General features: G+C 61.2%; 10 protein-coding genes. 1 reads left to right on the top strand and 9 read right to left on the bottom strand.

What is annotated here, in order from left to right; genetic code table 11:
• Window positions 1-329: 329 nt before the first annotated feature.
• The 4 genes from fdxA to CIT39_RS03035 all read right to left on the bottom strand — a co-directional run bounded on the left by fdxA (window position 330) and on the right by CIT39_RS03035 (window position 6087).
• Window positions 330-668 (bottom strand): ferredoxin FdxA, encoded by a 339-nt coding sequence (fdxA, locus tag CIT39_RS03050; protein WP_094973449.1) that lies wholly within the window; start codon window positions 666-668, stop codon window positions 330-332.
• Window positions 669-800: 132 nt separating this feature from the next.
• Complete coding sequence (locus tag CIT39_RS03045) at window positions 801-1025, bottom strand: S4 domain-containing protein (RefSeq protein WP_244607510.1); 225 nt, start codon at window positions 1023-1025, stop codon at window positions 801-803.
• Between the two features lie 111 nt (window positions 1026-1136).
• Window positions 1137-4580, bottom strand: a complete 3444-nt coding sequence (locus CIT39_RS03040; protein ID WP_094973451.1) for a helicase-related protein — start codon at window positions 4578-4580, stop codon at window positions 1137-1139.
• 697 nt (window positions 4581-5277) lie between these two features.
• Complete coding sequence (locus CIT39_RS03035) at window positions 5278-6087, bottom strand: DUF3108 domain-containing protein (RefSeq protein WP_094973538.1); 810 nt, start codon at window positions 6085-6087, stop codon at window positions 5278-5280.
• 546 nt (window positions 6088-6633) lie between these two features.
• Here CIT39_RS03035 and rpmB point away from each other — a divergent pair.
• Window positions 6634-6945, top strand: a complete 312-nt coding sequence (rpmB, locus tag CIT39_RS03030; protein ID WP_094973452.1) for a 50S ribosomal protein L28 — start codon at window positions 6634-6636, stop codon at window positions 6943-6945.
• Window positions 6946-7077: 132 nt separating this feature from the next.
• Here rpmB and CIT39_RS03025 read toward each other — a convergent pair whose 3' ends face one another.
• The 5 genes from CIT39_RS03025 to CIT39_RS03005 form a co-directional block, all read right to left on the bottom strand.
• Window positions 7078-9210: a DEAD/DEAH box helicase gene (locus CIT39_RS03025; protein ID WP_094973453.1), complete on the bottom strand. Its 2133-nt coding sequence runs from the start codon at window positions 9208-9210 to the stop codon at window positions 7078-7080.
• Window positions 9207-10805 (bottom strand): HamA C-terminal domain-containing protein, encoded by a 1599-nt coding sequence (locus tag CIT39_RS03020; RefSeq protein WP_094973454.1) that lies wholly within the window; start codon window positions 10803-10805, stop codon window positions 9207-9209. The genes CIT39_RS03025 and CIT39_RS03020 overlap by 4 nt, the downstream gene beginning before the upstream one ends.
• A 237-nt stretch (window positions 10806-11042) precedes the next feature.
• The gene (locus CIT39_RS03015; RefSeq protein WP_094973455.1) at window positions 11043-11321 is read right to left on the bottom strand and encodes a DUF1488 family protein; all 279 of its coding nucleotides are present in this window, start codon (window positions 11319-11321) and stop codon (window positions 11043-11045) included.
• Between the two features lie 106 nt (window positions 11322-11427).
• Complete coding sequence (locus CIT39_RS03010) at window positions 11428-11724, bottom strand: hypothetical protein (RefSeq protein WP_094973456.1); 297 nt, start codon at window positions 11722-11724, stop codon at window positions 11428-11430.
• Window positions 11717-11998, bottom strand: coding sequence for a hypothetical protein (locus CIT39_RS03005; RefSeq protein WP_094973457.1), 282 nt, complete (start codon window positions 11996-11998; stop codon window positions 11717-11719). Before CIT39_RS03005 ends, CIT39_RS03010 begins: the two co-directional genes overlap by 8 nt.
• Between the last annotated feature and the right edge of the window lie 143 nt (window positions 11999-12141).

Here is a 12141-nt window from a genome sequence, read left to right as displayed (position 1 = left end):
CGAGGACTTTGCAGCCGGCGGCGCCTTGGCAGCGGCCCGACCCTTGGATGCGCTACGGCTGGCCGCGGCGACTTTTTTGGCCTCCTTATGGGAAGCCCTCGCTGAAGTACTCTTTTTACGCGTTTTCTGTGACACAGCCTGCGCGCGGAAACTGCCACGCCCCTGTTCGACATTTGGTTTCACGGGAACCCAGCGGGGCCAACGGGGCTGACAGGGTTCGGCTTAATGTGCCCAATATAGCACATTTCCCGCAAAAATCAATGATTTAGGGGTCTTCAGGGCTGGTTTTCAGCGGCAGCGACGCTATTAGGGTTAAGTTTGAGCCCGATTTAGTCGCCGGAGCCGGGGTTCGGGGAAAAATATTTCTCGAACTTGCCTTCCGCGCCGTCGAATTCCTTGGCGTCGGCAGGTGATTCTTTCTTCTGGGTGATGTTCGGCCAGCTCTTGGCGTACTGGGTGTTCACTTCCAGCCACTTTTCGAGGCCCGGTTCCGTGTCCGGCTTGATGGCGTCGGCGGGGCATTCCGGCTCGCACACGCCACAATCGATGCACTCGTCCGGGTGGATGACGAGCATGTTGTCACCCTCATAGAAACAGTCGACCGGGCAGACCTCGACGCAGTCGGTGTACTTGCACTTGATGCAGTTTTCAGTGACGACGTAAGTCATCCAACGCTCCGAAAAGCTCTTTTAAAAGTCGCGGCTTGCGTAGCGCGGATGGCCGGGCGCCGCAAGGTCGGGAAGGCCCGATCATGACGGCTTTGCGCGTTTGATCGACCAAGAAATGAATGCAAAGCGCAATTAATTGCGCATCCCGAGCTCTTCGTAGAGCACGCGCGCCGAGGCGGCATCGCCGCGGCGTTCGCTGAAGCCTGTCACCTTCAACACGCGCACGGTGCGATCGAGCGCGACGGTGATGACGTCGCCGAGCTTGATCGCATGGCCCGGCGCCTTTTCGCGCTCCCCGTTGACGCGGACATGACCGGATCCGATGAGTTCGGCCGCCGAGGTCCGCGCCTTCACCACCCGCGCGTGCCACAGCCATTTGTCGAGGCGCTGCCGCTCGGTCGTGGCTCTATTCCTTCCGACGCGTTTTCTTCACGCGCACCGCTCCGCACTTCGCTTGAAAACGCTATGCTACTCCTTGCGCCCGGAAAGCTGCTCCTTCAGCGCGGCGAGTTTTGCGAAGGGCGAGTTCGGATCGGCGGGACGGTCGCGTTCGCGCGGATTGGCGCTCGAGGCGTAGGGACGCAGCGACGGACCGCCCTGGCGGTCGCGGCCCTTGTCCCGGTCACGGCCGCGGTTGTCGCGGCCCTTGTCGCGATCTCCGCCGAACTTGCCCTTGTCGCGTCCCTTGTTGTCGCGATCCTTGTTGTCGCGATCCTTGCCTTCGAAGCGGCGGTTCTTGTCGTCGCGCCCCTCGGGACGCGGCGCGCCTTCGCCACCCTCGCGCGGCTTGCGGAAGTCTCTGCCACCGTCCCTCCGATGCCCACCACGATGACCCGGCTTCGCGCCGTCGGCGGCTTCGCCGGGCGCGGCGCTCGCTGCGCCGGGTGCAGCGCCAGCTTCAGCGCCGGCCTGCGGACGCTGGTTCTGGTGACGCTGGTGGCGATGGCGCTCGTGGCGCGGCTTGCGGTCGTCGTGACGGCCGCCGGGACGCCAGACCTCGATCAACTCGGGCTCGGCGGGCGTCGCCGCAGCTTCAGGCGCGGCAGCTTCGGGTGACGCGGCAGCTTCGGTTGCGGCCGTCTCGGCCGGAGCGGCTTCGAGGCTGGCCGCCTCGGTGGGCGCAGCGGGCTCTTCCGCCGGCGGTGCGATGCCGGGCGCGTCTTCGGGCGTGACGGGGGCCTCGGGAGAGGCTTCCAGCGCCGGCTCAGCCTCCTGAGCCGGCTCGTCCTGCGGCTCCATGCCGGGCGCGTCTTCGACGGTGACCGGCTCGGCGGCAGCTTCGGTGGAAGCCTCCGCCGGCAGGCCGGCAACGGCCTCGGCCGCAGTCTCTGTCGAGGTCTCGTTCGAGGTTTCCGCGGTGCCTTCAGCCGGGGGCGTCTCGGTCGCGACGGTTTCAGGCACGGATTGCTCGGCCACGGCCGGCTTTGCCGGCAGCGGCGGACGCTTCTCCATGCGATAGCCGAGGGCACGCAGCACCGAGGCGAAATCTTCGCCGGCGGAGCCCGTGAGCGAGGTCATCGCCTGCGTCACCACGAAACTGCGGCCGTCGAAGGCGCCGGCCGGCTTCTCACCGGATGCGTTCTCGCGCCAGGCCAGCGCCGGGCGGATCAGATCGGCCAAGCGCTCCAGGATGTCGACACGCACGGCGCGCTCGCCGGCCTGCTTGTAGCCGAGCACGCGATAGGCATCGCGCGGCAGAGCCTTGTCGACCGGGAACGAGGTGCGTCCCGAGGAGGCCAGATGCTGCGCGCCTGAGAGCGAGGACAGATCGACATTGTCCTGCTTCAGCGCCCACAGCAGCGCGGCCAGCGCACGCCCGGCGGGCTTGAGCAGGCCGGGGAAATAGATGTGATAGGCGCCGAAACGGACGCCGTATTTGCGCAGCACCGCGCGCGAGGGCTGGTCGAGATCCTTCAGCTCGTTGGCGATCTTGGGACGCTCGAGCACGCCGAGGGCCTCGACGAGCTGATAGGCGATGCCGCGGGCGATGCCGGTGACGTCCTCGGCCTTGGACAGCTCGAACATCGGCCCGAGCAGCTTCTCGACATGGGTCTTGAGCCAGAGCTCGAGCCGGGCCTGCACCTTGTCGCGGGGGGCGCCGGTCAGGCGCTCGTCGGAGATGATGCGGATGCGCGGATGCAGCGCGTCCTCTGCGGCAGACAGTCGCGCCACGGCATCGCCGGTCCAGCGGATGATGCCTTCCGAGGTCAGCACGAACTGATCGTCGGGCGCATTGCCGAGCTTTTCGGCGCGCGTGTTGATCTCGCCGGCGAGCACCGCTTGCGCTGCAGCCTGCAAGGCTTTCGCATCGGAGCCGGCTTCCGCCGCATCCGGTGCAAAGGTGAAGCCATCGAGACGGCCGATGACATGGCCTTCGACGATGACTTCGCCGGTCTTGCCGATTTCAGTATTCAAGCTCGTGTTCTCCCGCAGGCGGCGCATCAATACACTGGTCCGGCGATCAACGAAACGCTCAGTCAAGCGTTCATGGAGCGCATCCGATAATTTATTTTCGACCTCGCGGGCAATTCCCTGCCAGCGTTCGGGGTCTTTCAGCCAGTCCGGACGGTTGGCGACGAAGGTCCAGGTGCGGATCTGCGCGATTCGGGCCGACAGCGTGTCGATGTCGCCGTCGACGCGGTCGGCCTGGGTGATCTGGGCCTCGAACCAGGCATCGGGGATGCAGCCCTTCCGCATCAGGAAGCCGTACAGCGTGGTCACCAGCTCGGCATGGGCGGCCGGCGACAATTTTCGATAGTCGGGGACCTGGCAGGCCTCCCACAGCCGCTCCACGGCCTCCTTGCCATGCGCGACATCGCGCACTTCGGCGTCGCGGGCGGCGTGCTCGAGCACGCGCATGTCCTCGGCAACAGGCGCGCGCGTCAGGGCCTCGTGGCCGGGGCCGAGGTTCAGGGAGACCTGGAGAGCGCCGAGCGAGGAGAAATCCAGCCTGGCGTTGCGCCATTGCAGCATCTTCACGGGTTCGAAAGTGTGGTTCTGCAGCGCGTTGACGAGCTCGGGCTCGAACGGCGCGCAGCGGCCGGTGGTACCGAAGGTGCCGTTGCGCGTGGCGCGCCCCGCACGCCCCGCGATCTGCGCGAATTCGGACGGCGTCAGCCGGCGGAACTGGTAGCCGTCGTATTTGCGGTCGGAGGCAAACGCGACGTGGTCGACGTCGAGATTGAGGCCCATGCCGACGGCGTCGGTGGCGACGAGATAATCGACGTCGCCGTTCTGGAACATCGCCACCTGCGCATTGCGCGTGCGGGGCGAGAGCGAGCCCAGCACCACGGCGGCGCCGCCGTGCTGGCGGCGGATCAGCTCGGCGATCGCGTAGACCTCGTCGGCCGAGAACGCGACAATCGCAGTTCGGCGCGGCTGGCGCGTGATCTTGCGGTCGCCGGCGAATTCCAGCTGCGACAGCCTTGGACGCGTGATCATGGAGACGCCCGGCAGCAGCCGCTCGATGATCGGGCGCATGGTCGCAGCGCCCAGCAGCAACGTCTCGTCGCGGCCGCGGCGGTTGAGGATGCGGTCGGTGAAGACGTGGCCGCGCTCGAGATCGCTGGCGATCTGGACCTCGTCGACGGCGAGGAAGGAGACGTCGAGGTCGCGCGGCATCGCCTCGACGGTCGACACCCAATAGCGCGGGCTCTTCGGCTTGATCTTCTCCTCGCCGGTGACGAGCGCGACCGCGTCGCTGCCGACCCGCGCGGCAATCTTGTTGTAGACCTCGCGCGCGAGCAGGCGCAGCGGCAGGCCGATCAGCCCTGAGGGATGCGCCAGCATCCGCTCGATGGCGAGATGGGTCTTGCCGGTGTTGGTCGGCCCGAGCACCGCGGTGACGCCGGCGCCAGGCACGCGATCGGAAAGCGCGCGCTCGGAAGCGAAGGGGGAGGAGGAAAAGGGCATCTGGGGGATTAGGTAGTGCCTGTTAGGGCGAATGTCAGTGCTGTCTGGGGCGGGGCGGCACTCCTCATCCTGAGGAGCGCGTCAGCGCGTCTCGAAGGATGAAGGCGCGGCGGGTGCCATTGAGCAAGCCAGGCCCCTCGCCCTTCGAGACGGCCGCTTCGCGGCCTCCTCAGGGTGAGGGGCACACCAAGCGCGTGGGCACTCGCTCCCCAAATCCCGCGCAACTGTCTCACTTTGCGACGCTTTTCCCGTTGGTCTTAAGCTTCGGAACGACTCTAGAACGAATCGCGGCCGAATCGCTGACTCCCCCTGGAGTCCTGTTCCGTTCACCGCAACATCTCGCGGGAGTCTCTTCAGCTGCGACTAGATGGAGTTTTGGGCCGCCGTACAAGTGACGTTTCGATGGCGCAAACCGTTAAGTTGGGGACGGCGCGGAGTCGAATCAGAATCGGGGAGGAGTCAAATGGATTCCCGGATCGGAGCCGCCGGGGACCATTTTTTGCGAAAACAACCCCATGCACAGTAGGCAAGTGGTTGATTTTGCGAACCATTTATGAGGCCAAAATCTCCGCTCGTCATTCCGGGGCGCGACGCAGTCGCGAACCCGGAATCCATCGAGCAGCAGAGTCTGTCTCACGATGGATTCCGGGCTCGCGCCGAGAGGCGCGCCCCGGAATGACGGCCGAGAGAGCGAACCTTACTGCGTCTTCGCCACGCGCGGCGGCTGGGCGGTGGTGATGAAGCTGGTGGCTTCCAGCATGGCCGGGCCGAGCGGCGTCGGCACTTTCAGCCAGAACGGGACCAGGATGCGCGTGCCCGCCACCGGCGCAAACGCGATCTCGATGTTGCGCTGGGCGGCGAGGTATTTGATCACGGGGCGATCGGGGATGTAGCCCGCGACCGGCACGAAATACAGCGAGCAGACCACCACCGGGCCCTTGTAGCCCTTCTCGGCTTTCACGGTCTCCATGCGCTTGAAATCGAGCTTGAGGTCGTAGCGCATGCGGCCGTCGAACACCGGGGCCGAGCTGTGGCAGGCCTCCGGCGAGACGGGGTCGCCAGTGCCGGGCACGCGCAGGAGCGAGGCCGTCATGGGGTCCCAGACGCCGCGGCGATGCGCGTCGGTGACGACGATACGATCAGGGTCGACCGGCGGCTCCGGCAGGATGGCAAAATCCTTCACATTGCCCTTGTCGAGCGTGATGCGGATCTCTTCGGTCTTCTTCGAGGTGGTGGTGGAGGCCTGGTAGCCGGTCGCAACCAGCGCGCCGTTGACGACGCGCCCCTGGCTCGCGCCGGTGCCGGACCCGCCCGTGAACGATTTCAGCAGCCCCGAGGTGCCGCCGGACGCGGCCGCCGCGAACACGTCGTCGCCGACCTCGATATTCCAGGCGCCCTTGCCGACGGGAATGCCGGCCAGCGAGGCCTCGTATTGCGCCTCGAGCTTGCCCTGCGCCGCCGCCGGCACTGCGCCCCACGCCACCGTCAGGCCGCAAAGCACCGCCAGCCAGCCGGCAAAACCCGGGCGGACTGAGCGCTGTTCGGGCGCAAAAGGTAGCGTTGTGAGCACGAAACAATCCAATCGGAGCGCGACGGTCGTTACTTAAGCCAAAAACCGCGGCAAACAATGTGTCGGAACGTGTCGATCCCGGAACTCCACCGGACTCTTCGGCGGCGAATACGCCCTTTATGTGATGGTAAGGCGCGATAAACACTGCCGTTTTGGTGATTGGGGGGTAGCCGCGGGGGGAGTAACCTCTCCCGCGTGCGGGAGAGGTCGCGCGCAGCGCGGGTGAGGGCTCTTTCCTCTGGGGGGCACCATCCGTAATGATGTCTGCCCCCCAGAGGAGAGAGCCCTCACCCCAACCCTCTCCCGCAGGCGGGAGAGGGAGCGCACCTCCCGCGGCTTCGAAAGACCGCCCAAAACCTTGACGTCCCGGCCCTTCCCCCCTATACGTCCGCCCGCTCCCTGCAAGGACAAAAGAATTCGCCCCCGTGGCGCCCAGAATGGCGGCCGCAAATCGTTGGGGGTTTCAGGATAAGGATTGATGCCATGTCTCGCCGCTGCGAACTGACGGCCAAGGGCCCCCTCGTCGGCCACAAGGTCAGCCACTCCAACATCAAGACCAAGCGCCGCTTCCTGCCGAACCTGGTCAACGTGACCTTCATCAGCGAAGCCCTGGAGCGCAACGTGCGCCTGCGCGTCTCCACCAACGCGCTGAAGAGCGTCGACCACAATGGCGGCCTCGACGCCTACCTGCTCAAGGCCAAGGCCGACGTCCTGTCGCCGCGCGCCCTCGATCTGAAGCGCGCCATCCAGAAGAAGGTCGGCCCGACGCCGGCGCCGGAGAAGAAGGCCAGCTGAGTTCTTCAGAATTGGGCGGGGGCTAGGTTGCGTCGCGTGGCGTAGGCTTAGCCAAGTAAGAGTTTGCGTTGCGGCCGGATCGGAAGATCCGGCCGTTTTTGTTTTGCATGCAACTCTAACACAATCTTCCGTTCAAATCGCGCTCTGAACCGATCCAACAAGTGTGTGCTCGAAAGCCGATAGATTCTCGACCTTACCGAGATCAAGCGCCCTCAGATCGTCCAAGGTTCTGTCGAGATCATACTCGTGTAGGTAAGCAGACAACTTCTTCGCGGTCTGCACCGGAATTCCATATTCCTCTAATGCTGCAATCGCAGGCGGAAGAAATAGATTCTCGGTCGCCTCGGCATAAACGCTGTAATTCGGTCCAGCCATCTCCAGACGACTAGCGACCTCTGAAATAACTCTATCCAGCACCATCAAGTCACGCGGAAATTGAAATGTGATGACGTTGCGAATGACCTTTAGCGCCTCATCGATCCTTTCGGATACAACTTGATGAGCTAACGTTCCGCGTGCGATCTCGGCAAGATAACCAGGAATCCCATCTGCTTGACTGAGCGTACTCAGATGCCAAGCGAGTTGCCTTCCGGAGCTGATACCAAGATCGTTTAAGCGCGGCCCAGACAATTCATCGACTATAATTTCGCAAACGGCTATCAGTTGAAAGTGCTTGGGAAATCCGCTCCAGATTAGAGAAACGTCCCCGGACTTGAATTTTTGATAAACAATGCCCGCAATTCGATTTTGGATATCTGGCAGCACAGAGCCGTTCAGACGAAGCGTGTCAGCCGACAAGAAGCTATTCTTTATTGCATCCTCAACCCTTGATCTCGAGAAATCAGAGAGTTCATCATCATCCAACTGAAGCAGAAGAGTTAGGGGCGTTTCTTCGGATTGCTCTCCAATCGGGTACTCGACAACAACATCGTCATCTATCGGCGGCTTTTCCAACATGTACACTTTGCCGACAAAGTATGTGCCCATTCGCCCAGCGCGACCTTGAATGTTCTTATAAGTGAAAAAGTCCAGCACGTTCTTATTCCGCCGGCGATCATAAACAATTACGTTCTTCGCCGCCGTATTCACCCCCTCGATGAGGGTCGAGGTGCAGACTAGAAACTTAAGTGAACCATCATTGAACATGCGCACCATATGCTGCTGAAGGGCGCGCGGGATGCCCCCGTGGTGAAGACCTATCCCATGTTGTACGGCTGCAACCGCCGCCCACTCTGGATGGTAGTTCTCAGCCATCCAATGCGCAGTAGCTGCGCAAGATTCAGGATTATTTGGTTCAACGCTGCGCATAAGTCGCCGAGCAACTTTTACCGCGCTGCCGGGACCCTGACAGTAAACTAGGGTAGAACCCTCGATCTCCTGCGCCAGTTCCGCCAGCTTGTTTGGGCGGTCATCTCCACGACTGGGCAGATCGAATTGCACCACATCTACCGCTACAGTCGAATAGTCTGACGGAATGAAATGAAATTCGTACTTGTCCAGTCCTTTGATCGATTGGACATTTGGGCCGAGCAGATAAAACTGCGCTCCGGTAGATGCCAATTGATGGAACGCGAGATTAAGTTCTATCGCCCTTTGCTTGTCGTCGTCTCGCCTGAAATCAAGCTTGTAGAACTCGTCTACCACGAAGAAATCTATGTTAGACAAATCAATTCGATGCCGGACCCGTTCTTGAGTCAGCACATACACATTGATCTTGTCCGAACGAGCGACTTGAGTCGGGTGCGTAATTAAGTGACACAGCTCGCGAAACTTAGAAGCCAGTCTCTTTCGAGTTTCGTCGATCAGAGCAAGCGTGGGCAAGACCACAACGACCTTCTTGAACTTGCCAAGAGCCACCATGGCGTCGATCAACAAGCTCTTGCCAACGCTGGTCGATGCGCTCAAGACAACGTTAGAGCCTGATCGCAGCTGGTAATAAATGCGGGCCTGCAAGCTATGAAACACCGCATCTAATCCATCAGGCCGATGCAACTCATAGGCCAGAAAGTCATCATCCTCAACGGACTCAAGCATCGGGGATAAGTAAGGGTAGAGCCCGACGTTACGAACAAGAGACGCCAAAACGCGAGTTTCAAACTCGCCGCAAAGATCTCGTCGAGCGAGTGCACGAATTACGAGATCACGCCCTTGGTCATGCGTCTCTTTGTTGTTTACGTGACCCGCAATCTGGCCCAAGACCTCGAACATCTTTGAAGATGGAAGATCTTCTTGGCCAAGTTGGTCCCTCAGCTGCCTGTAGTTCATGCCAAGCCAATTTCCTTCTCGAATTGACTAACCAGGAGACAGAGATTCTCCACGGGCACGAAAATAACGTGCACCTGAACTTCAACCGTCTGCGCTGGAAGACTTGAAACAAATCTGTCTCCAAACTTCGCGATCTCTGACTTCAACTTCTGCTGATAGTCGTCTGAATGGCCGACTCCGAGTACCGCGCTGTCGTACGCAATCAATACCGGGATACATAGCATCTCAAGTATGCGGTCGATCGGCGCTCCCGGTCCAAAGGCGTCCCAGAGGGACCGTGAGGTCAGGTGCTGCGGTTCTCGCAACTGGATTATTACCTGCCGTTCTTCCTGGAGAACTTCCGTCGCGAGAGACTCGCACAAATCATCCGCGATCCGAGCCAAGAGCTCACGCTCGCCATCACCCTCTAGAAAGTAAGTGCGCCCCAACCAAAGTTGATCACCTTGTTGACGCGAGACAATGTGCGCGTTTCGTGTAATTCGATCTCCCAAACGAGAGCGATGAAATAGCTTACATGCAACAGGCTCGCTACCGAAGTAGTGACGTAAGATGGCATGAAGCAAAGCCTCTCCCAGTAACTCCCGAGAATTCAGCGTCCGTTGCGCCCGGATGGTAGCAAGTCCAGCATCAAGCTTTTGCTTAAGATTTAGTTGGTCGATCTCCGCAAGCTCACTCGCCTTCAATGACAGCTCGGCGAGCCAACTGACCAAGTATTGCGACAGCTGCAGAGAACGCCATACTTTGCGTTCATACTGAGCGTCGTAGCCAAGAGCTTGCCGTTTCTCGAGTGGATATGGAACGTTGTGAACTTCTATGAAGAAGCTGGTGCCGCGTATTCTATACGGCTTTGCGCTCGCAGCAGCCGTCGCTCGGACCTCCGCCAAGCGAGCACTCCACCAATCTACGATCATGGTGCGCGTGACGACCTTCTTAATCTTATTCCGCCGGGTCGCCGCAGCGGCCGCCTCCACTAACAGAAGCAAGTCAGAATAGATTTTCTTCGCTTGCGAGTAGGTCGGGTTCGCTCCAAACTCTTCCGCAATCCTATTTAAGAGCTGCAGATTTTGCGATTCGATATGCTCCAGTCCGGATCGAACATCCCAAAGTGCATTTTGGGCCCAATAGGCCAGATCGTGTCCATTAGATGAAAACGTTTTTGGATACTTCGCCTTCAGCTTCGCGGCCAACACGGAAATCTGTCCCGTGGTCTCTCGTCGCTCAATAGGATCCAGCAGCGCGGCCAGACTAGCATTCACAGATCGCCTCGTAACGATCCTAAAACGAGCGCTAGGTTGATGCCTATCAGCCAGGAGCGACTTTTCTACAAGCGAGGTCGGGTTATCCTTCGTAACGCGCGCTGTTAGCTCAGTGGACGTCCACTTTTTGTCCCGATCTGTAGTTTTGACTTGGATATACTCGACAATCTCAAGATCGTCTTGATGGAGTACCCTTGTAATATCGTCGCTTGTCTCGCATTCGACCTGAACGACCCTTCGATCGTCTAGCATGTCGAGCACGAACGAGGCTGCTACGTGGTCTTGGTACTTAAATCCGATCCGAGCAGCGACGCCACCAGCGTCCGAAATGTCGTCCACGGAATATATATCCTGTACGCGCCAGAGGACTCACGGGACAGAATGATTTGCAATCAATCGTTGAAAGCGATTCTACGCAAGAACTTAACAGTGCAGTTGGAAAAAATACACGCAAGAGCTTAGACTTAGGGCCTATGGGAGATTCCGTACTTTTACGGCGTCGCGCCGCCGATCACGTCGCCCTCGTACTCCCGTCGCAATATCGACTTGCGTCGCACTAACGTTTGGCACCAAGCCCTACCCCCGAAAATCAATGCTCCGCAGCACGATCCCCGGCGGGGTCCCCTCGAACTCCGTGGCCTGATACTTCCGCTCCACGCAGGCTTCGATGCGCTCGCGCAGGCGGGTGAACTGGGCTTCGCGTTCGGCGGGTCTGGCGCGCGGGCCGCGCTCGAGGTCGTCCATGGCGGAGGTCGAGATCGCGCAGGCGAATTCCTTCGGCCCGTCCTGCATCGAGAACTGGACGATGCCGCGGTCCTGGTCGTGGGCGATGAAGCGGCTGGCGGTGAGTGTCATGGGGGACTCCTGTCATACGATGGGTGCGCACCCGCATCCGCCTTCGCCGAAGCTTCGGCGAGACAGGAGCGGGAGAGGTGCAGCGAGACCGCCGCCGGGACCGGCTTCAGTTGTCGCCGCTGAGCTTGGCGAAATCGTCGAACAGGGCGGCGACCAGCGCGCGGTGGCGGGTGTCTTCGGTGGGCAGGCTGGCGGCATAGAGGTTGAGCAAATAGCGCGCCTTCACCGCGGCCTCCGCCCAGGAGGTGGCGGGCGCCGACATCATGCGGTTTTCGAGGTCGGCCTCGCGCTCGCGCAGTTCCCTGACATTGTTCTCGACCTCGGCCAGCGCGCGGCGCAGATCGGTCGCCTTCTGGGCGGCCATGCCGCGATGCTTGTCGAGATCCACCGGGACGTCAGTCATGGGCAACGCTTGCCTCCGAAGCCTGCGCATCGGACGCCTGCGCATCGGCGAGATCGACCGAGCCGATCGACAGCATCTCGGTTGCGCCCTGCACGCCTTCGGACGGCACATTGATCATGGTGGCGATGCGGCGCCAGGAGGCGAAGGACAGGCCCTCGATCATCTCCTCGTCGGTGACGACCTCATAGGCGCCGGCCGGCAATTCGCGCGCAATGCCGCGGATGTGGACCGGATGCTTGAATGTGATGGTTTCGCGCCGCGAGCGAATGGTCATGAAAGCCTCCCTTTCGCTGGTCAGGCCCCAACCGACGCCACTGGGGCGAGCATGCGCCCAATGCACGGCAATAGCCAGCACTATCGTGCGCGCGACGCGTGCATTGTGGCCGCAGCGCGGCCTCGCGTGCGCGACGTTTTAGG

It is taken from the genome of Bradyrhizobium symbiodeficiens (assembly GCF_002266465.3).
GTDB lineage: Bacteria > Pseudomonadota > Alphaproteobacteria > Rhizobiales > Xanthobacteraceae > Bradyrhizobium > Bradyrhizobium symbiodeficiens.
The sequence above is the reverse complement of the archived record's forward strand: the minus strand, read 5'-3'. Positions and strand labels throughout refer to the sequence as shown.

Excerpts from the sequence above, each read along its gene's own strand:
- CIT39_RS03040 (WP_094973451.1), bottom strand. The coding sequence starts at position 4,580 with ATGCCCTTTTCCTCCTCCCCCTTCGCTTCCGAGCGCGCGCTTTCCGAT.
- CIT39_RS03025 (WP_094973453.1), bottom strand. The coding sequence starts at position 9,210 with ATGAACTACAGGCAGCTGAGGGACCAACTTGGCCAAGAAGATCTTCCA.
- CIT39_RS03015 (WP_094973455.1), bottom strand. The coding sequence starts at position 11,321 with ATGACACTCACCGCCAGCCGCTTCATCGCCCACGACCAGGACCGCGGC.
- fdxA (WP_094973449.1), bottom strand. The coding sequence starts at position 668 with ATGACTTACGTCGTCACTGAAAACTGCATCAAGTGCAAGTACACCGAC.
- rpmB (WP_094973452.1), top strand. The coding sequence starts at position 6,634 with ATGTCTCGCCGCTGCGAACTGACGGCCAAGGGCCCCCTCGTCGGCCAC.
- CIT39_RS03005 (WP_094973457.1), bottom strand. The coding sequence starts at position 11,998 with ATGACCATTCGCTCGCGGCGCGAAACCATCACATTCAAGCATCCGGTC.
- CIT39_RS03010 (WP_094973456.1), bottom strand. The coding sequence starts at position 11,724 with ATGACTGACGTCCCGGTGGATCTCGACAAGCATCGCGGCATGGCCGCC.